This window comes from Chitinophaga rhizophila, assembly GCF_019492185.1.
Taxonomy (GTDB): Bacteria; Bacteroidota; Bacteroidia; order Chitinophagales; family Chitinophagaceae; genus Chitinophaga; species Chitinophaga rhizophila.
Genome location: NZ_JAICCF010000003.1, coordinates 407,208 through 427,718 on the forward strand (window position 1 = coordinate 407,208; position 20,511 = coordinate 427,718).

Annotated in this window: 16 protein-coding genes; 5 read left to right on the top strand and 11 right to left on the bottom strand. The window is 45.9% G+C overall.

Translation table 11 applies throughout. From position 1 onward, the window contains the following. Positions 1-55: 55 nt before the first annotated feature. From K1Y79_RS16210 to K1Y79_RS16245, 8 genes are all read right to left on the bottom strand, one after another. Positions 56-1,888 (bottom strand): cytochrome c oxidase subunit I, encoded by a 1,833-nt coding sequence (locus tag K1Y79_RS16210; protein WP_220251215.1) that lies wholly within the window; start codon positions 1,886-1,888, stop codon positions 56-58. A gap of 113 nt (positions 1,889-2,001) precedes the next feature. After that, entirely contained in the window at positions 2,002-3,039 is a 1,038-nt protein-coding gene (locus K1Y79_RS16215; RefSeq protein WP_220251216.1) for a cytochrome c oxidase subunit II, read from the bottom strand. Positions 3,040-3,130: 91 nt separating this feature from the next. Then, positions 3,131-4,339 (bottom strand): quinol:cytochrome C oxidoreductase, encoded by a 1,209-nt coding sequence (locus tag K1Y79_RS16220; RefSeq protein ID WP_220251217.1) that lies wholly within the window; start codon positions 4,337-4,339, stop codon positions 3,131-3,133. A gap of 39 nt (positions 4,340-4,378) precedes the next feature. Beyond that, positions 4,379-5,023 (bottom strand): c-type cytochrome, encoded by a 645-nt coding sequence (locus K1Y79_RS16225; protein ID WP_220251218.1) that lies wholly within the window; start codon positions 5,021-5,023, stop codon positions 4,379-4,381. A gap of 75 nt (positions 5,024-5,098) precedes the next feature. Continuing rightward, positions 5,099-5,695, bottom strand: coding sequence for a DUF3341 domain-containing protein (locus K1Y79_RS16230; protein WP_220251219.1), 597 nt, complete (start codon positions 5,693-5,695; stop codon positions 5,099-5,101). A gap of 70 nt (positions 5,696-5,765) precedes the next feature. Continuing rightward, positions 5,766-7,247: an NrfD/PsrC family molybdoenzyme membrane anchor subunit gene (nrfD, locus tag K1Y79_RS16235; RefSeq protein WP_220251220.1), complete on the bottom strand. Its 1,482-nt coding sequence runs from the start codon at positions 7,245-7,247 to the stop codon at positions 5,766-5,768. Between the two features lie 123 nt (positions 7,248-7,370). Next, complete coding sequence (locus tag K1Y79_RS16240) at positions 7,371-10,451, bottom strand: TAT-variant-translocated molybdopterin oxidoreductase (RefSeq protein ID WP_220251221.1); 3,081 nt, start codon at positions 10,449-10,451, stop codon at positions 7,371-7,373. Between the two features lie 139 nt (positions 10,452-10,590). Beyond that, the gene (locus K1Y79_RS16245) at positions 10,591-11,796 is read right to left on the bottom strand and encodes a c-type cytochrome (RefSeq protein ID WP_220251222.1); all 1,206 of its coding nucleotides are present in this window, start codon (positions 11,794-11,796) and stop codon (positions 10,591-10,593) included. Positions 11,797-12,274: 478 nt separating this feature from the next. Here K1Y79_RS16245 and purN point away from each other — a divergent pair, with 478 nt between their 5' ends. From purN to K1Y79_RS16265, 4 genes are all read left to right on the top strand, one after another. Then, on the top strand, positions 12,275-12,841 hold the full coding sequence (gene purN / locus K1Y79_RS16250; protein WP_220251223.1) for a phosphoribosylglycinamide formyltransferase: 567 nt from the start codon (positions 12,275-12,277) through the stop codon (positions 12,839-12,841). A gap of 80 nt (positions 12,842-12,921) precedes the next feature. After that, a complete protein-coding gene (locus K1Y79_RS16255; RefSeq protein WP_220251224.1) occupies positions 12,922-13,584 on the top strand; it encodes a hypothetical protein in 663 nt (220 codons plus the stop codon). Positions 13,585-13,707: 123 nt separating this feature from the next. Then, entirely contained in the window at positions 13,708-14,337 is a 630-nt protein-coding gene (locus K1Y79_RS16260; protein WP_220251225.1) for an SCO family protein, read from the top strand. A 15-nt stretch (positions 14,338-14,352) separates the two neighbouring features. After that, positions 14,353-14,778, top strand: coding sequence for a Fur family transcriptional regulator (locus tag K1Y79_RS16265; protein ID WP_220251226.1), 426 nt, complete (start codon positions 14,353-14,355; stop codon positions 14,776-14,778). Positions 14,779-14,889: 111 nt separating this feature from the next. Here the strand turns inward: K1Y79_RS16265 and K1Y79_RS16270 are convergent, their stop codons facing one another. After that, a complete protein-coding gene (locus K1Y79_RS16270) occupies positions 14,890-16,623 on the bottom strand; it encodes a M3 family oligoendopeptidase (RefSeq protein WP_220251227.1) in 1,734 nt (577 codons plus the stop codon). Between the two features lie 221 nt (positions 16,624-16,844). Here K1Y79_RS16270 and K1Y79_RS16275 point away from each other — a divergent pair, with 221 nt between their 5' ends. Further along, positions 16,845-16,991: a hypothetical protein gene (locus K1Y79_RS16275; protein WP_220251228.1), complete on the top strand. Its 147-nt coding sequence runs from the start codon at positions 16,845-16,847 to the stop codon at positions 16,989-16,991. 138 nt (positions 16,992-17,129) lie between these two features. Here the strand turns inward: K1Y79_RS16275 and K1Y79_RS16280 are convergent, their stop codons facing one another. Both K1Y79_RS16280 and K1Y79_RS16285 read right to left on the bottom strand, forming a co-directional pair. Next, positions 17,130-17,780 (bottom strand): DUF5606 family protein, encoded by a 651-nt coding sequence (locus K1Y79_RS16280; RefSeq protein ID WP_220251229.1) that lies wholly within the window; start codon positions 17,778-17,780, stop codon positions 17,130-17,132. A gap of 116 nt (positions 17,781-17,896) precedes the next feature. Further along, entirely contained in the window at positions 17,897-20,488 is a 2,592-nt protein-coding gene (locus tag K1Y79_RS16285) for a lamin tail domain-containing protein (RefSeq protein ID WP_220251230.1), read from the bottom strand. Between the last annotated feature and the right edge of the window lie 23 nt (positions 20,489-20,511).

Sequence of the window (20,511 nt, forward strand, 5' to 3'; positions counted from 1 at the left end):
TCTTCAGCCCATACTAACGGACGTTACTCCGTAGTTTGCCCAAAAATTCAAATAATTAGTGACCTTCTTTTTCTTCCTCTGGAGACAATGGTACAGTCTGCGGAACGAAATCTTTACCGTTCTTGCTGTAATCATATGGCCAGCGATATACTTCAGGAATCTCACCAGGCCAGTTACCGTGACCAGGATTGATAGGAGTAGTCCACTCAAGTGTAGTTGCACTCCATGGGTTAGTGGACTGTACTTTTCTACCTTTAAAGATGCTGTAGAAGAAGTTGAACACGAACAGGAGCTGAGCAGCAAATACTGCGATTACTACAATACTGATGAAGAAGTTCAGATCATTGAACTGTTTGAAAGACTCCCAGCTTGAGTAGTCGTAATACCTTCTTGGCATACCTGCAATACCTTCATAGTGCATAGGCCAGAAGATCAGGTAAGCACCGATCAGCGTAGCCCAGAAGTGAATGTAAGACAGTGTATTGTTCATATAACGACCGAACATCTTAGGGAACCAATGGTATACACCAGCGAACGTACCAAAGAATGCAGACACACCCATTACAATGTGGAAGTGCGCAATTACGAAGTATGTATCGTGCAGGTGAATATCAATAGAAGAGTTACCTAACCAGATACCTGTCAGACCACCGGAGATGAATGTGCTCACAAAACCGATAGAGAACAGCATACCAGTCGTAAAGCGCAGGTTACCTCTCCAGATAGTTGTGATCCAGTTAAACACCTTGATAGCTGATGGTACGGCGATCAACAATGTTAACAGTACGAAGAATGCACCCAGGAATGGATTCAAACCAGTAACGAACATATGGTGCGCCCATACCAGGAACGCCAGGATAACGATAGCAAACATAGAACCCACCATCGCAAGGTAACCGAAGATTGGCTTGCGGGAGTTAACCGCCAGGATCTCAGATACCATGCCCATCGCAGGGAGGATGATGATATATACCTCAGGGTGACCGAGGAACCAGAACAAGTGTTGGTACAGGATAGCACTACCACCTTCGTTAGAGAGTGCTTTACCGGCAACGAACAGATCGCTCAGGTAGAAGCTGGTACCTGCGTGACGATCAAACAGCAGCAGGATGAAACCAGACAATAATACAGGGAAGGAGAGTACACCCAGGATAGCTGTGAAGAAGAAGCTCCAGATAGTCAGCGGCATCTTGGTCATAGTCATACCTTTAGTACGCATATTCAGGATAGTGGAGATGTAGTTCAGACCACCCAGCAGCTGCGAAACAACGAACAGCGCCATAGAGATCAACCACAGGTCCATACCTATTTTAGAACCGATTGAAGCGTCTCCCAGAGCACTCAGTGGAGGATAAGCAGTCCAACCACCAGATGCAGGACCAGTCTGTACGAACAAGGAAGACATCATGACAACACTTGCCAGGAAGAATGCCCAATAGCTCATACAGTTCATCAGCGGAGAAGCCATATCGCGGGCACCCACCTGCAGAGGAATCAGCAGGTTAGAGAATGTACCGCTCAAACCGGCTGTTAATACGAAGAATACAAGGATAGTACCGTGCATGGTTACCAGTGCGTAGTACGCTTCAGGCGTAATACGGCCACCTTTCGCCCAGTGACCCAGGATGCTTTCCAACCAAGGGAAAGTAGCATCAGGGAAACCCAGCTGTAAACGGAACAGTACAGAGAAAAAAGCACCTATGATAGCCCAGATAATACCGGTAATCAGAAACTGCTTGGCAATAGTTTTGTGGTCCAGACTGAAAACGTACTTCGATATGAAGCCGCCTTCGTGATGCTCATGATCATCATGCCCGTGGCCGTGGTCGTGCGCATGCGCTGCGCCATGAATTACCTCCTGACTGTGCAATGTTGCTTCGTTACTCATAATCGGTTCTATTTATATAAAACTGTCATCGGGGAGTACCGCTACCAGTTTATCTTATAATTTTAAAAATTCCTGCGTCAATTAATTATATCTCTTCTGCTAAGGCAAAATTACTATTTCGCCAAATTAGATGCCACTACTTTCGTAGAATCAGCTGCAGGAGACGCGGCCGGCGCTTCTGCAGGATGAGCAACTGTGTACTGTGCTACCTGTTTAGCAGACCATTCGTCATATTCTGCCTGTGTTTCTACAACGATATTCGCCTTCATAGAATAGTGACCTGAACCACACATCTGATCACAGGAAATCTCATACACGAAATCTGGATTACCGGTTTTTTCCTTCATCTCAGCTGTAGTGTACTTAGGAGTAAACCACAGTGTTGTAGGAATACCAGGCACAGCATCCATCTTCAGACGGAAATGAGCAAGACCTACGTCATGGATAACGTCACGGGCATTGATAATCAGTTTTACAGGTTTACCAACTACCAGGTGCATTTCTGTAGCCATGTAGTCGTCCTTGTTCAGCTGATCATCCCAATCCTGACCAACAGGATTGTTTGCATCGTTGATGTTTTTGAAGAATTTACGGCCCAGCTGACCATCTTTACCAGGGTAGCGGATCAGCCAGTTAAACTGCTTACCGGTGATTTCAACAACTGCTGCGTCTTTAGGCGCTTCAGAAGTGAGACGGAACCAGTGTCTTAAACCGATAGCCACCAGGATAGTGAGCGCAATAGCTGGAATAACGGTCCATATTAACTCCAGTTTATTGTTATGAGGGAAATAAAAGGCTTGTTGACCTTCTTTCTCCTGATACTTAAATGAAAACCAGAATAATAAGATCTGGGTTACGATGAATACTATACCTGTGATAGCGAGGGTCCACACGATCATGTTATCGATCCCTTCACCCTGAACAGAGGCAGATTCAAAAAAGATCTTTCCCTTCAGCGCATTGTGGCAGTAGTACACACCTATCAGGCCCAGTACCAGGAAGATGATCAACAGGAAACCGTTCACACGGTTGGATTGCTGACGTGCTTTCTTTTCTCCCTTCAATATGGACACATACTCGCTGGCCTTCGCAATCTGGAAGATGACTACGAATATGAGCACAACAACTAAGACTGCTAAATATCCTGACATTGCTATTTGAAATAATTAAGTTATCTAATGCTTTTCGTTATTACCTATCACTTCCGGCTCTGCACCGGAATCTCCGTTACTTGCTCGATGATCAGGTATGGTGTATAATACTTTCTTTCAGATAAGGATGATTCTTTGGAACCAGCGCAGCCTTGCTCAGCTGACCTGATACTATAAAGATAATCAGACCTACGAAACCAGCACCCAGACCTGCTTCAAACCATGGGAATACCAGGTGTTTATAAGTACCAGGACCTACCATCTGCCAGAAATCTATCCAGTGACCAACCAGAATCACCACAGAGATGAACACCATGGAAGAGTAGTTACGTTTTGTATCACGTTTCATCAGGTACAATAACGGAGCGATGAAGTTGATCAGCAGGTTAAGGAAGAAGATTGGTCTCCACTCACCCCAAACACGTGGTTTGAAGTAAACGATCTCTTCAGGGATGTTTGCATACCAGATCAGCATGTACTGGGAGAACCACAGGTACGTCCAGAAAATACTGAAACCGAAAGCAAATTTACCCAGGTCATGCAGGTGCTCTTCATTCACCATTGGCAGATAACCATTACGTTTCAGGTAAACCAGGAACAGAATGATCAGTGCGATACCAGATACCCAGCTGCTAACGAATGTATACCAGCTATACATGGTAGAATACCAGTGTGCATCGATACTCATCAACCAGATCCATGGGGTGGTAGAACCCACAGTCAGGGCATATACAACGATAAATCCACCACACCATACTGTATTTCTCCAGATGATACGACGACCGGTAGCTGCAGTCAGATCCCAGCCATCTTCTTCGATGGACATGTTACGTAATTTCATTACAAAGAAGATCCACGCGCCAATAGTAATAACTGTGAACGCTGTGAACATTCCTTTATTCAGGAAAGCTGATTTCCAGCTTAAAATATGATCATGTTCAACATGCTCTGCATTTACCCAGTGATAAATGTGTTCCTGACCGGTAAATACAATTAACAATACTATTGCCAGCAGGATAACTCCCAGGGCAGGTACTGCCATTGAAATAGCTTCCGGTACGCGACGGAATGCAATCTGCCATCCGCCATGTGCCAGGGTAGTAGCACCAATAAAGAAGGCGCTGGCTAATGTTACCAACAAAAAGAATGAACTGTTCTGGAGGAGGCCAGCCCAGAAACGTGTAGAGCCATGCTCGCCATGAAATGCAAAAAATCCGATCAACAAAGTCAACACGCCAATCCCCATTAACACGAAGCTGGTCGTTTTTAATCTTGCCGGTACTACAAATTTGTCCTTCATTACTGTATATTAAAATACTTGATTGAATGCTAGTTTATCTTAGTGAGATGCTGCTGTTGAATCATTAGCCGGAGCTGCCGCTGCTGATGCCGCCGGAGCCGATTGTGTTGAATCACTAGCAACAGCTGACGCGTTTGCACCGTCGTTCTGTACGCTGCGGATATATGCAGCAACTTTCCAACGCTGTTCTTTATCCAGCTGACTGGCGTAACTACCCATCGCATTATAACCGAAGGTCATTACGTGGAACAGGCGTCCTTCTGTGTAACCGGCCTTAGGACCGCTCACCAGATTAGCCGGAGCAGCTACATAAGGACCATTACCACCATTGTACAGCGGACCATTACCGTCCAGCTTGGAACCATGGCAGATACCACAGTAGATATTGAATAAACGTTTTCCTTCCTCCAGATCCGCTTTTGTGAGAGTCAGCGGATTTTTTACTGCATTAGACTGAGCGGTATCTACCGCTTTCAGATGGTAAGGCAGCAGCTCTCCTCTTTTAACTGTTCCATCTACTGGCTTCAGTGTAGAAAGACGCTCACTGTAGAACTCATACGCACGGGATTCACCCATGTCCGGCATATAATGCTTGCCGGGTTTCCTGTTGTCTTTTCCGCATGCCGATAACATAGCTCCACTTACCACAGCAGCCGCGATCAATATGTTGGAAGTCCTTTTCATCTGTTTATTATAATTCAAGCTTATGTTCTGTGTGCACCCCCGATGATTCTTCACCGAAAGTTTTAAATTCTGTGTTTATGCATTAACAGCTTCTACACCTTTGTTTTCAAACAGGCGGTCTTCGCGGTCAAAACGACCAAACCACCAACCTGCTTCAACACGCTGTTCATTGATCTGCTGTCCACCGATGCTGGCCAGGAATGTTTTCAGTTCCTCCGCATTGGTCTTCGCAGTTACTTCAATCGCCATTACAAACAAATCGTCTGTCTGACGAGGATTGAAGATATGTTTCTTTACGAAAGGAGCCAGCTGACACAGGTAGCAGAATGTGAGCACCATACCTACTGCAGAGAACAATACCGTCAACTCAAAAGTGATAGGTATGAACGCTGGCAATGGGAAGTGTGGCTTACCACCTATATTCATAGGCCAGTCAGAGTTAAATATCCAGCTCATGCAGGATAATGCCGTAGTAGTACCGGTGATACCATATATAAAGCCGGCAGTGTGCAGGCTGGTTTCGCGCAGACCCATTGCATGATCCAAACCATGCACTGGAAAAGGTGTGTACACATCGTGAATCTTGTAACCCGCAGTTCTTACTTTTTTCACTGCCGGAAACAATACCGCCTCATCACTAAAACTTGCTACAACAAAATTTTTAACCGCCATATGTTTAAAAAATTCTTAGTCTAAAAAACGAAATCCGATTCTTTACTAGCCGGTATGACCCGGTCATAGATTAGTTATGATGAGCGTGAGCTACTGCACCGTGTGCATCGTGATGATGATCATCATGGTGTAAACCAGCTTCAAACTCTTCAGCAGACTGCTGCTCATACTGCTCCATGTCTTTCTTATAGTTTTCGCCTGAAGTTTTCAGTACGCTCTTGATCTCAGCAACCGCAATTACCGGGAAATACTTAGCGAACAGGAAGAAGCAGGTAAAGAACAGACCGAATGTACCCATATAGAAACCAACTTCTGGCCAGGATGGACGATAGTAGCTCCAGCTGGATGGCAGATAGTCACGATACAGGGAAGTACAGATGATCACGAAACGCTCGAACCACATACCGATGTTTACGATGATAGACATCACAAAGGTTACGGCTACGTTTCTTCTCATTTTGCTGAACCAGAATACCTGCGGAGAAATTACGTTACAGGTCATCATGATCCAGTAAGACCAACCCAGAGGACCCGCTGCGCGGTATTTATAGAAAGTATCAAATTCATAAGGAACTGCTGCGTACCATGCCATGAATAACTCAGTCAGGTAAGCACAACCTACTACAGAACCAGTCAGTACAATCACCTTGTTCATAGCCTCCATGTGGCCAACAGTGATGTAATCTTCCAGGCTCAGTATCTTACGTACAATGATCAGCAGGGTCTGTACCATCGCAAATCCGGAGAAGATCGCACCCGCCACAAAGTATGGAGGGAAGATGGTAGTATGCCAACCAGGTATTACGGAAGTAGCAAAGTCAAAGGATACAATGGTGTGTACTGACAGTACCAGTGGGGTAGACAGACCAGCCAGTACCAGCGACAGTGCCTCGTGACGCTGCCAGTGCTTGGTAGAACCTGTCCAGCCGAAAGAAGCTACACCATATAATAACTTACGCAGTTTGGTTTTAGCTCTGTCACGTACTGTTGCAAAGTCAGGAATCAGACCAGAATACCAGAACAGGAGAGATACTGTGAAGTAAGTAGAGATCGCGAACACGTCCCATAAGAGGGGAGAGTTGAAGTTCACCCACAGCGGACCACGGGTATTTGGATAAGGCAATACAAAGAAGGCCATCCATACACGACCCATGTGGAAGATCGGGAACTGACCGGCGCACATTACCGCGAAGATAGTCATCGCTTCTGCCGCACGGTTCACCCCTGTACGCCATCCCTGGCGGAACAACAGGAGGATCGCAGAGATCAGTGTACCGGCGTGACCGATACCTACCCACCATACGAAGTTGGTAATATCCCATCCCCAACCGATTGTTTTATTCAGGTTCCACACACCCGTACCGTAGTAAACTTCCCAGGTTACGGAGAAGGCACCAAATGCCAGCAGCATTAGGGAAATGAAAAAGCCCACATACCACAATTTACCAGGCTTTGCCTCAATCGGGCTGATGATATCTTCTGTTACCTGGTGGTAATCTTTCACCCCATCAACTAATGGTTCTCTTAGTGTGGATTCGTACTTTAAATGCATAATTCTTTAAGCTTTAACCCCTAACCTACACCTGGATGCAGAATAAGGAGCTTTAATTGTTCTAAACTTAAAACTTTATCTCTCTGTTAATCTTTCAATCTAATCAGCTCAACCGGCTTACGCTTAGTGTTTTGCTGCTGCTTCATGATGAGCTGCCTCTTCATGATGTCCCTTCGCCTTTGGCTCAGCATCTTTGTTTCTGATCTTAGCCAGGTAGTTGATGGAAGGTAATGTATGGATCTGCTCCAGTACATAATACATCCTGTTAGTCTGCTCTTCATTACGCAGTTTAGCAATGCGGCTTTCTTTGTCGTTTACGTTACCGAAAACGATCGCATCAGCAGCACATGCTACCTGACATGCAGTCTTAGCTTCACCATCTTTCATCGGACGGCCAGCTTTTTTAGCTGTCAGTTTAGCATCCTGTAAACGCTGTACGCAGAAAGAACATTTCTCCATTACACCACGGCTACGAACCACTACATCCGGGTTCAATACCATACGTGTCAGATCATCATTCATACCTGCTACGTCATACAGGTTATTTTCAAAGCTGTCAGCACCATTCCAGTCTCTCCAGTTGAAGCGACGAACTTTATACGGACAGTTGTTAGCGCAGTAACGGGTACCAATACAACGGTTGTAAGCCATCTGGTTGATACCTTCAGAGCTGTGGTTGGTTGCAGCTACCGGACAAACGTTCTCACACGGAGCGTTATCACAGTGTTGACACAGCATAGGCTGGAACACTACCTCAGGGTTGTTTTCATCACCTGCGAAGTAGCGGTCAATACGCAGCCAGTGCATTTCATGTGCCTTGATTACCTGCTCTTTACCAACAACAGATACGTTGTTTTCAGCCTGACATGCAATAGTACAAGCTCCACAACCGAAACAGGTGTTCAGGTCAATTGACATACCCCATTTGATACCCTGGTACTGATGAACATCAGGATACAGTGTACCATCTTTACGGAAGTCAGGACCAAACTGCTCCAGTTCTTTGCGGTCTTCATTCACCTCATGAGGGTTCTTCAGGAACTCTTCAAGAGTAGTTTCTTTTACAATCGGACGACCTTCATAGCTGTTATGCGTCTGAGTCACCCCTATCTGTGCTGTTTCGCCTGTCTTCTCAACAGTTGCGTCAGCAGCGAAATAATCGAAAGTCTGACCGTTAAAGGTTACAAAAGGATAGGCGTTTTTACCTACTCCTGCTGCTGCTTTACCAGCGTTGTTGTTACGACCGTAACCTACTGCGATAGCCACAACTTCAGGATGTATACCAGGCAGGATCAACAGTGGCAGAGAGATTTCCTTGCCATTAGCTTTGATCTTCAGTACAGTTCTGTCATTGTTGATTTCGTAGTCATCACCCAGCTCAGTGTTGAAGGTTTTAGCAAGGGTGTTAGAGATTACAGCGTAGTTGTCCCATGTAGAACGGGTGATCGGGTCAGGCATCTCCTGTAACCATGGGTTGTTGGCTTCTTTACCATTACCGATAGCTACTTTCTGATACAGTACCAGTTCCAGCTTACCGCCTTTCTTAGCACTATTGATTTTGGATGCTGCACCAGCAACGTCGCCACTGAATGAAGCACCACCTAAAGCAGCTGGCTGTGCAGGCTCAATAATACCTTCCTGCAGCGCTTTATCCCATGCTTCCTGGCTACCCAGTTTTGTGATCCACTCGTTTTTCAGGAAATCTTCCCAGGATGTAGCGTTTCCGCTCCATGCCAGCAGGGTAGATTCAAATGCACGTGTCTTGAACAGTGGTGCAATTGTTGGCTGTATGAAACTGAAGTATCCGGTACGGCCTTCTGCATCTCCCCAGCTTTCCAGGAAGTGATGAGCAGGAGCTGCGTATTTGAATATTTCAGAAGTTTCGTCTTTACGATCGTTAAATGTAACGGTCAGTTTAGTCTGCTTAACACCGGAAACGAATTTCGCAGCATCATAATAGTCATAAGCAGGATTCACACCGTATACGAATAAAGCACCAATGCTACCAGCGTTCAGCTCACTTACCAGGCTGGTCATGTCGCTGTCAATACCCTGACGGTAGCTAACAGTTGATGCCCAGTCAATAGTGTTACCATTCGCGCCGATCTGGTTGTTGATAGCGTTAACGATGATCTGTACGTTCACATCGTTAGAACCGCTCACTACCAGTGCTTTACCCTGGCTTGCCACCAGTGCTTTAGCAGCTTTTTCGATACCTTCTGCCAGACGCTTGTCAGCGATAGCCGGTTTGCTAACCGCACCACCTACTGCACTCAGCAGCGCCAGTGCAACTGCACCAGCTTCAGAAGGTTTATGAGTATATCTTTCATCAGCATTTGCACCAGTAACACTCATCATGCTCTCAAAGTGGAAATGTTTGCTCATTTCCGGCTTGCGCTGATCAATCTTACGGTTTGCACCATAACCTCTTGAATATTCTACAGGATTCAGCCAGGTACCCAGGAAATCTGCATCCAGACTTACAATAGTCTTTGCATTTTCAAAATGGTAAACAGGCAGGGCTCTCTTTCCGTAAGAAGCTTCGTTAGCCTGCAGCATACCGGAGTAGGATACTGCATCATATGTTACATGACGGAACCCAGGATATTTAGCCTGGAAACCAGCAATAACTTTTTTAGTAGACGGACTGATAATAGTGGAGGTCAGTAACACGATAGGAGCACCACCCAGGCCTGCCAGTGCGGCTCCAACCTGTTTGTCCAGCTCTGCCCATGTAGTTTCCGCACCATTGATAGTAGGGAAACGCAGACGTGCTGCATCATACAGGCTCAGTACTGAACCCTGTACTCTTGCAGAAGAAGCTGTACCTGTGATGGAAGATAAATCGTTACCATCAACTTTTATCGGACGGCCTTCACGGGTTTTAACAACGATAGGCAGGTATTCACCATCTACCGCGTATGTGGAAGCGTAATAGTTAGGTACACCAGGAGTAATGTCTTCTGGCTTATTTACGTATGGTATTGCTTTTTTAACAGGCGTTTCGCAACTAGCCGCAATTGTAGCAGCTGCGGTAGTGAACCCCAGGTATTTCAGGAAATCCCTGCGGGGTGTAGTAGCATTCAACAGGCTTTCACTCTCCTCAAAAGGCAGATCCTCTCTAAATTCGTTATTCACAATCTCCTGATGTTCCTTGGTATTGTGCAACTCCTCCAAGCCTTTCCAATACTTTTTTTGCTCCATGTTATTTATACTAACGAGTTACGGATATATGTTTTAGAAAACTATGAAGTCAGACGTTGAAGTATGGCATGCCGGCATAACGGTTTAACACTCGCTAATTCCCCCCAGCTTCCTCCATCCGATTTACTTCATCTATATATTAATAGTGACATTTCTGACATTCAGTACCACCGACCATCTCAACTGTTACGCTGTCGATCTTACCATCTTTCACCTGCTGGTGGAACTGTTCAAAAATGCTGTAGTATTTGTTATCTGCGAACTGTACTTTGGTTGTACGGTGACAGTTTACACACCAGCCCATTGACAGCTCAGCAAACTGATGAACTTCATCCATCTCAGTAATCGCACCATGACAGGTCTGACACTGCTGCTTCCCAGCTACTATGTGTTGAGAGTGGTTGAAGTAAACGTGATCCGGCAGGTTATGGATCTTAGTCCACTGGATAGGTTTGCCAGGTTTAGTGTAAGCCTGTGCTGTCTTATCCCAACCTACGTGATCATATAATTTCTGAATCTCCGCAGTACCATTCACTTTCTTACCCTCTGCAGTGTACAGGTCAGCACCACTATACTCGCTAATGGTCTTGTGACAGTTCATACAGATATTCTCGGAAGGAATCATGGCATGCTTGCTCTTCTCAGCACCAGCGTGGCAATACAGACAGTTGATCTGGTTAACACCCGCGTGAACTTTGTGAGAATAGAAGATCGGTTGCTCAGGCATGTAGTCTTTCTGACGACCCAGACCAATCGCACCATTGATTGTATAGTAACCACCTACAATGAACAGCAGCAGAATCGCCAGAGCGATGTAAGCCTTATTCTTGTAGAAAGGAACCGGTTCACCAGTAGGTACACCATCTTTGTCAGCAGCAAGCTTGTTCAGGTTACTGTTGATCTGCATCAGAATCAGCGCAACAACCGCCAGAATCAAAGTGATGATACCAAACAGCAGACTGTTGTTACCGCTATCTTGACTTGCAGCACTAGCACCTGCAGGACCAGCTGTTTTCCCAGCATTCGGATCTTTAACTTCCTCCTGTGCAATAAACGCCAGGATGTCATCAATATCCGCATCAGAGAAAGAAGGGAAACCAGGCATCACCTGCTTGTTAAAATCATTGAAGATCTTAACAGCATAGGGGTCGCCAGAGGCCACCACTGAAGATGAATTTTTAATCCATTGGTGCAATAATTTCTTATCAGACCAACGTCCCTCTACACCCTTCAGTGCAGGACCAGTAACTTGTTTGTGAACATTATGGCAGCTGGCGCAATTCTGCTGAAACAATGTTTTACCCTTGCCTGGATCTGCAGCCCTTACAGATAAGGAGGCGATCATTGCAACGCATAGGACAAGAACACTCACAAAATGCTTGCGCATAAGAATGGAAACACGACGATACACAGCCTATTTAGTTTAGATTTGACCTTAAGTTTCTTTAAAAGTGCTCACAAAAATAAGACACAATGTTGACAATTTATCAACAATTATAAAAAAATCTTACTTGCTTCACTGATTCCTTTTCCCTATATACAATGCGGCGAACCGCATATCGGTCAATGCTTTTCGCATGAGAAAAAACATGATAAAAGTCATGATTTACGACGGACTCTTGCAACTCTTATGGTTCTCCTTATATATAATATGGTATGCCTTTGAGATGGTATTATTTTTGTCCAGAGTTGTTGTTTTCTTAACTTCCTTTGCCCCTTCAGGTTTCCTTTATAACCCCGCCCATACCCCTAATGTTCAAACCCGCATATAAATAACCGCAATTAATTACTTTTGCGCCGTCTTATAATTTAACACACACACTTTGAAAAATATAGCCATCTTCGCCTCAGGAACAGGTAGTAATGCACAAAAAATTATCGATCACTTCCGGAACTCGTCCGTCGCCAAAGTATCCATGATACTTTGTAATAAGCCTGAAGCCGGTGTGCTGAAGATTGCCGAAACGGAAGGCATCCCCTCCGTGCTGATCGAAAAAGAACTCTTCTTCCGCACAGATCATTATATTAAATTACTGCAGAACGCCGCTACCGACCTGGTCGTATTAGCCGGTTTCCTTTGGAAAGTACCTGCCAACCTCGTCCAGGCTTTTCCAGACCGTATTATTAATATACATCCTGCACTGTTGCCCAAATATGGTGGTAAAGGAATGTACGGCCACTTTGTACACGAAGCTGTCATCCTGGCTAAAGAACCGGAAAGCGGTATCACCATCCACTATGTCAACGAGAAATACGATGATGGCGCTACTATCCTCCAGGAACGTTGCACCATCACCCCCGACGATACCCCCGATACACTGGCAGCCAAAATTCACCTGCTGGAACATCAATGGTATCCGGTAATTGTGGAACGATTATTGACCTCATAATCACGGGCTTTCAGCTCAGCTGTAGGCTCCCTTTCTGAACCTACAATTGCTGACGGCCAACGTCAAATGCAGACTAATATATGAAACAACCACTGCTTGTTATTTGCCTGTTATGCCTGATAGGGATGCCCCTGGCTGCCCAGGACAAAACTCCCTTTCGCCGGTCTACCTATTTCAAGGTCAATCCCGGACGCCTGATTAATCAACTAGAGTTTTCCATCGAACAGGAACTATCTGAAAAAATCAGTATCGAACTCGGTGTGTCCGGTATTTATACTGATTACCCTGATTATATATTAGCCAGAAAAATAGACATCGGGCAGAAGAAGCCAAATATTAGTACCGAACAATTTGTTGATGGGAGAGGACTTGGCTTCAGTGCCAGCCTCCGCTGGTACCTTATTACCCGTAAAGACGACCTGGCCCGGGCACAAGGCACCTACTTCCAGCCTGTCATATTATATAAGAAAGTATTCTACCCCAACGAAAAGACTACTATCGCCGGCCGTGAATATGAAAACTCCGCCGATAAAGACGTCTATGCACTCCAATTCCTCCTCGGCCGCCAGATCAACAAAGACAGATTCGTCATTGATCCCTACATCGGCTTAGGGGTGCGCGCCAAAGTTTACGACTATAATAACTATTTCGATAATAACGGTGTAGCCGACTCAAGAGACGGACGCCTTATCAGCGTACTGCCCAGCCTGCACCTAGGTATCAAGATAGGTCTGCGCATATAACCCGCTACTAGCCATATTTAACAGTCTCCTCCCCGCGCTTCTCCGCCATCCGCCTGCCGGCAGGATGCTTAGGCATATTTAGCTAATTGTGTGCTACCTTTGTAGTGTAAAACGACTGGCTTTATGTCTAAAAAGAATGTGTTCTATGTGATATTTTTTGTCCTGCTATCTATTGCCTTCCTCGGCTACTCAGGCTATGTGATCAAAGGCGAAAAGGGCAGCTTCTTCGGAGAAGAGAAATTACCAATACTAGGTACTAATGGCCATACTGTAGGCGGCTTCTCTTTTATTAACCAGGAAGGAAAGACTATCACCAGCAAAGACGTAGAAGGGAAAGTATACGTTGCAGAATTTTTCTTTACCACCTGCACCAACATCTGTCCAAAGATGAACGCCAACATGACCAAGGTGTACGCGGTATATAAAGAGGATCCACGCTTCCGCATATTATCCCATACCGTAGATCCTGAAACCGATAGTATACCGGTACTGAAAAAGTACGCGGAAGAACATGGAGCCGATCCATCAAACTGGTGGTTCCTCACCGGTTCCAAAAGAGAATTATATAAACTGGCCAGAACCGGCTATCAGGTAGATAACGGTACGTTCACAGGAGATGAAGACTTTGTACATACACAGTGGTTCGCGCTGGTTGATGGTGAAGGCCGCCTCAGAGGTCTCTATGAAGGAACAAAAAGTACTGACATTGACAAATTAATTACGGACACAGACCGTCTGCTAAAGGAAAAATAATAACTCATCATAATCATGAGCAACAAGAACAAAGTAAGTATTACGGAACTGCTCCGGGCCAGTAAGCTCAGCATAACTGATACCCGTGTGAAGATACTGGAACTGTTCATGAACAGTAATGGCGCACTTGAACATAGCAGTTTTGAGAAACTGGCCGGGCAAAGTTTTGACCGCGTAACAGTCTACCGCACCCTGCAAACCTTTCTTGACAAAGGTATTATTCACAGTATTCCCACTACAGATACCTCCATCCGCTATGCACTATGCAAGTCTGAGTGCTCGGAACATGATCACCATGACCATCATGTGCACTTCAAATGCGAAGAATGTGGTACTACTACCTGCCTGGACACAGACGTGCCGGCTATCCATCTACCAAAAGGATATGCTGCCCATAATGTGGACGTTGTAGTTAGCGGTGTGTGCAAAGAATGCAAGTAAAAAAATACTGCCCTGAATATTCGGTATAAAGAGAGAGGCGCTTCACTGGTGAAGCGCCTCTCTCTTTATTTATTATGTACCAGTACCTGCAAAGGATGTCAGGCACATCGTTTAATGATTACCCCGGATGGCCTCAATTTCTGACTGAACAAATGCCGCCAGCTCCTTCACATAAGCAGGAGAGAAATCAAACTTAATGCCGGCTGCCTTATATAACTCTGGCAACGTACGCGTGCTGCCGAGGCTCAATGCCTTCACATAGTTATTAAGCGCCTGCTCTTTGTTTTCCTTAAATTGTTTCCACATAGCAATAGCGCCCAACTGTGCGATACCATATTCTATATAATAGAATGGCACTTCAAACAGGTGCAGCTGTCTTTGCCAGCCTATTTCCCGGTAAGCTTCCCAACCACTCCAGTCGGCAACGCCGGTAGAGAACTCGTCCTGAATACGCGTCCATGCAGCGGTACGCTCTTCAACAGTGTGCTGCGGATGTTCATATACCCAATGCTGGAACTTGTCTATAATAGCGATCCATGGGAAGATCACAATAGCTCTTTCCAGCTGCTGTAATTTGGCTCGGCGCAACTCTTCAGGATCGCTGAAGAAGATATTCCAGTAGTCCATAGTAAATAATTCCATACTCATACTGGCTACTTCGGCAATTTCCATCGGATATTCCTTGAAAGCACTTAGGGACAAATTATGACTCAGGAACGAATGGACAGCATGTCCGCCCTCGTGTACCATGGTGGTCAGGTCTTTCATCTGTCCGGCTGCATTCATGAATATGAATGGAACACCCGTTTCGGCCAGCGGACAGTTATACCCACCCGGTGCTTTGCCCTTACGACTTTCCAGATCCAGGCGGTTCATCTTACGCATCACCCGCAGGCAGTTCCCAAAGAATGGCCCCAGCTGATCAAAACATTCAATCGTTTTATCCACCAGTTCTTCGCCTGTATGGAATGGTTCCAGCGGTTTAATACCAGCAGGCTCTGCTTCCGTATCCCATGGTTTCAGCACATCCAACCCTAATTTGGTACGCTGCTGCTCCTGCAAACCTTTTACCAGCGGCAGAATATGTTCTTTTACAGCGGCGTGAAACTGGAAACAGTCCTCTTTGGTATAATCGAATCGGCCTAGTTCCTCAAATTTGTAGTCGCGGTAATTCTCAAATCCTGCATTTTTTGCCACCTGGTCACGTTTTACAACAAGATTGGTGTATAACTGATCAAAAGTGTCTTTGTCTTCCAGGCGACGGTTAGCTGTTTTGGAGAAAACCTCTTCTCTCAAATTACGGTCGCTGCCTTCCAGGAAGCGGGCCGCCTGTTGCAAGGTATATTCCTGGCCATTAACGGTGATCGTCATTTTACCAGCGATAGCGCCATACTGCTGAGACTGTACACTGAGTTCTGCCTGGAGTGGTACATTCTCCTCGCGGAATAGCTTAACTTGTTTGCGCACATTGCGCAGGTAGGTAGCATATAAATCCTGATCCAGCTCTTTCACTAACTCACTGGCAAGCAGCTTCTTATTCAATGCATCTGCATATGGCTGTAGTTTGGGCTGTATTTCCATACAGAAGTAGGCAAAAGCCTCTTCCAACGACTTGTCGGTAGTATCGCATGTCATGCGGATCTGACGCCAGCAGGCGTCTTCACTTATAACAGCCTCTAATTCACTGATGTCTTCCAGCCATTGCTCCAATGCAGCTACGCTATCCAGCGGACGCTGCTGCAACTCCTCAAAATATGGCTGTAGTGCCTCCCACGTAGTTACCGTGAAGTTTTCTGGTAACAGTTTACGTGGCTGTTTCTCAATATTTGCGTCTAAAGTCTTCATTTTACTAAAATAAGAAATTCTGCGCCACCGACCTTCATCGTACACCTGTTCCGATCTGATAGTTTTTGCCTTCATATGTACAGGTTCATGGTTAATATTTTGTTGGTCAGACGCCGTTTGATGTTTCATATTATAATGCTACCATAAGGTCATCAAAAGGGCACTTCAATATCCCCCGATATTGAAGTGCCCTTTTGATGACGTAAATAGGACTGGTTGGTATGAAGATTAAAGCGGAAACCGGCCATATTTTAAAGGAGTGCCGTGGAAAGGCTGAAATAAATGAGATAGCTGGCGGCGGACAAGGGGAGGCGGCCACCAAAGGCGGTGTTCTTTTTTATCGATATCTTCTCAGAGGGGGGGTATAATGTCAGAAACAGTAAGGCGTCAGGCTATGCGATCGGGGAGTACCAGGAGAGGTAATGAGGGGTAAATACATAAAAAGCCAGACGCTGCGTGTTACGCACACACAGCGTCTGGCATTAGAATTAATCAGTTATCTGAGACTACTCTTCAGCTTTCTTTTTCTTTGGAGCAGCTTTCTTTTTAGGTGCTTCTTCACCTTCAGCAGCAGGAGCATCTTCTTTCTTAGCTCTTGCTTTTTTAGGTTTTTCAGCCGGTGCTTCTTCACCTGCTACCTCTTCAGCGCCGTCTTTAGCAGCAGCTTTTTTAGGTTTAGCAGCTTTTTTAGCTGGCTTTTCAGCGGCTTCTGTTTCACCAGCAGCAGCTTCTACAGCGGCAGTTTCATCGGCAGCTTCTTCAGCAACTTCCTCGAATCTCAGCAGGTCGTTGCTCTTGAGGATGGCATACCATTTAACCATCTTCTTCATATCGCTAACGTACACCCTTTCTTCATCGAAAGTAGGAAACACGCTTTTGAAATAAGACTTGATAGCATTGTTGTCAGCTTTAGCACCAACTGGCGCTGTTTTAGCTTCCTGATCAAGCATTGCTTTGAATACTTCAGCCAGGTTCACATTTTCTCCTGTTGTAAACACCTCGATGCTTTCCAGTGGAGTAAAATTGTGGATGCGGGAGCTCACAAATTTTGTGCTCTTGTCTTCCAGAGATCTTACGATAGCGCCATCCTGTTTGCTGGCAATTAATTGAAACAGACCACTCAAACCGGTTACTGCAACTATTTCTCTATACTGCATGTTCAAATTTTTAAGAAGCGCAAATATAAAAAATCGTTTCTATCCGACAAATTGGAGAGGCTGTTCATTTAATTATTCTCTATAATTGACCGAATCAACCTTTCTTATTGACGACATCAACCATTTAACTTTTTTCCTAATACTACAGGCAATTTCCACTGCCGGACATCCCCTGTAGGGCTCACCGCCTCGGCAAAGATGATATAAATACCTGTAGTCAGTTCGCGTTGCTGATCTCCCCGGCCGTCCCAGATCAGATGTCCGGACTGGGGAAGGGCTATATTTTTCTCCAACGTCCTGATTAGCCGCCCTTCAGCATCAAAAACCATGACATTCATGACACAACCTGGTAGCGGAAATCGGTAGGAGAGTACTGCTACGTCAGACTGCCCGTCATTATCAGGAGAAAAAATGCCTGGATGTACGGTAAGCGCTCCGTCGAGCCGGGAAACAGGTAGTTGCTGGGAATTGGTCCTTCCAGGGGTACCATATTTCACTGTAACGGCAGCAGAATGCCAGTTGTGCCGGTCACGGGTAGGACTATCAGGGTGCAGCCGCTCCAGCGATACTCCCCGGGTATTGCCGGCAAGTGCCTGATGCATCTTATCTGAGTAATACAACTCATCAACAATATTCCCGGAAGCATTAAGTAACACCACACCACCTTCTGCATTGATCAGTGCAGGAAGGTTAAACTGCTGGACGGTGGATGAGGTGGGGCAATCATATTGCCGGCATAATGCTTCAGGCGCTGTTGTGAAGGCCATGTATGCCCCGGGAGCAAGTAACCTGGGTGTTGATGTCAATGGTACAGCATCTTCTGGTTCGCCGCCGGCCTTTATCCTGGCAAAGAACAGGCGCGAAAGGTCTATTGCCCTGGTACCGCGGTTATATAGTTCTATAAACTCAGGCGTACCTGGCGCAGGATCATACAATATTTCATTAAAGATCACCTCTGCACTATCTGCGCCGGTCATGCGGGCAATGGTAAGTCCTTCAGCAACAGTTACAGGCTGCCCGGAACAGTCATTTACGCCAGCTATACGGATACTATGCAACTGATCAGGAGCAAGCGGCGTAGTAAGTTGTACCGAAACCTGATGATAGAGGGGAGGTTTTGCAGTTATGCTGGATATAGGGATGGCAGGGTCGAATATATAGTGAGTGGCAGTACTCACCGCCAGACTATCCATCATAGCTGAAAAGAAAAGATGTATAGTCATACTGTCCTGTACATATGCATGCACAAGCGTTGCCGATGGAGGTGGTTGTCCGGGGCCGGCAGCAGTATTAGGCATACCGGGTGTACCGCCGGCTGTGGCATTGGAAGGCCGCCAGTTTGAGCTACCTGCGCAGGGCCATTGAGGGGAAATCATTTCAAGACTCCAGCCACCTTTGGCTTTTACCGGATTATTGTACCATTGACGATCATAGGCAATAGCATGTACAAGCAGGCCGCTATCATTTCGAAGCGTGATGTAGTCGCTATCACCAGGTGCGGGAAAACTGCTTAGACCCAATAGGGGCAAACCGGCAGGGAATGATTCTACTGCCTGTTTATCGCAAAGCACGACATAATCTCCTGGTAGCAGCAGCCAGGAAGGCAGCGTTATTTCCCTGCTGCTGTTTCCTATACGCCAGCCTTTCAGCTGAAGGGCGAACGGGCTGTTGTTAAGTAACTCTATGAACCGGGCGGGTAACAGGCCGGCGGACGGGAGTGCTTTGGGAAGAAATTCATGGATCAGTACATCATAACCGCTACTTAGATAATACAGGAAAGTGGCCGTCAGCACCGGGGCAGCATTACCATTCGTGTCATTTACACCTTTAATATATATACTGCAGCTATCGCCATTGGGAAAGGGATTTCTGAATACAATGTTGATACAGGCCGGTGTATGGCTATCCTGCCAGATACGCACCGGGGCGTTTGCAGTATCAGACAGGGAGATATGGTGAAAGTTACTGATAATAGCGCTGTCGGGTATTTCGCTGAAGCAACAGCTGAGCGTACGGTCGTTCATCAGTTGTACCCCTAGCAGAGAGGGCGGCGTAGTATCTGCAGTAAAGGGATGGACGGAGATATTGTCAAAGTAGTGCTTACGGAAGAAAGAAGCAGTGGACTGGCGAATAGTTATACCCATGAACTTTGACGTGTTATACCGGTTGTCTCTGGCTATGCCTTCCCTGGTATAGGCAGTACCATTGGCCTTTTCATCGGTCCATAGTTCCCAGCTATCTTCTTTTCTGATCACTTTTATTTTCAGCGTGGAGGAAGTGTGATCGGTAATACCATCCCGGCCGTCGATAAGCAGAACCGGCGTGCTTGCGCCATCTTTGCGGTACAGGCAGATATCATCTTTTGTATTACCGATACGTACAAAATATCCTTTAAGAGCGGGAGCTAACAGGTTAGCGCTATCAGCAGTGAGAAAGACGTCGGTATAATTGAGAGACGAGGTATTGAAGTCCAGCTGCAGCCACCATTCCCATATTACATCTTGAGCGAGCAGTGATGGCGTTGAGATATAGAAAGCGGTGCTGGCTTGTTGCAGATGGCTTTTCAGGCGTCCCTGCTGGATGGACCATGCCGTATCAGAGCCTTTCCAGGCGACAAGGTCTCTAATAGACTGATAATCAAAAGACTCATTGACCTGAGCAAATGAGAAGGATACCTGCAGGAGCAGGTATGCACAAACAATGGACATACGCATATTTAAATAAATTGGGT

Coding starts and splice junctions, on each gene's coding strand:
- K1Y79_RS16230 (WP_220251219.1), bottom strand. CDS start 5,695: ATGGCGGTTAAAAATTTTGTTGTAGCAAGTTTTAGTGATGAGGCGGTA.
- K1Y79_RS16220 (WP_220251217.1), bottom strand. CDS start 4,339: ATGAAGGACAAATTTGTAGTACCGGCAAGATTAAAAACGACCAGCTTC.
- K1Y79_RS16260 (WP_220251225.1), top strand. CDS start 13,708: ATGTCTAAAAAGAATGTGTTCTATGTGATATTTTTTGTCCTGCTATCT.
- nrfD (WP_220251220.1), bottom strand. CDS start 7,247: ATGCATTTAAAGTACGAATCCACACTAAGAGAACCATTAGTTGATGGG.
- K1Y79_RS16255 (WP_220251224.1), top strand. CDS start 12,922: ATGAAACAACCACTGCTTGTTATTTGCCTGTTATGCCTGATAGGGATG.
- K1Y79_RS16245 (WP_220251222.1), bottom strand. CDS start 11,796: ATGATCGCCTCCTTATCTGTAAGGGCTGCAGATCCAGGCAAGGGTAAA.
- K1Y79_RS16215 (WP_220251216.1), bottom strand. CDS start 3,039: ATGTCAGGATATTTAGCAGTCTTAGTTGTTGTGCTCATATTCGTAGTC.
- K1Y79_RS16275 (WP_220251228.1), top strand. CDS start 16,845: ATGAAGATTAAAGCGGAAACCGGCCATATTTTAAAGGAGTGCCGTGGA.
- K1Y79_RS16285 (WP_220251230.1), bottom strand. CDS start 20,488: ATGTCCATTGTTTGTGCATACCTGCTCCTGCAGGTATCCTTCTCATTT.
- K1Y79_RS16240 (WP_220251221.1), bottom strand. CDS start 10,451: ATGGAGCAAAAAAAGTATTGGAAAGGCTTGGAGGAGTTGCACAATACC.
- K1Y79_RS16270 (WP_220251227.1), bottom strand. CDS start 16,623: ATGAAGACTTTAGACGCAAATATTGAGAAACAGCCACGTAAACTGTTA.
- K1Y79_RS16225 (WP_220251218.1), bottom strand. CDS start 5,023: ATGAAAAGGACTTCCAACATATTGATCGCGGCTGCTGTGGTAAGTGGA.
- K1Y79_RS16280 (WP_220251229.1), bottom strand. CDS start 17,780: ATGCAGTATAGAGAAATAGTTGCAGTAACCGGTTTGAGTGGTCTGTTT.
- K1Y79_RS16265 (WP_220251226.1), top strand. CDS start 14,353: ATGAGCAACAAGAACAAAGTAAGTATTACGGAACTGCTCCGGGCCAGT.
- K1Y79_RS16210 (WP_220251215.1), bottom strand. CDS start 1,888: ATGAGTAACGAAGCAACATTGCACAGTCAGGAGGTAATTCATGGCGCA.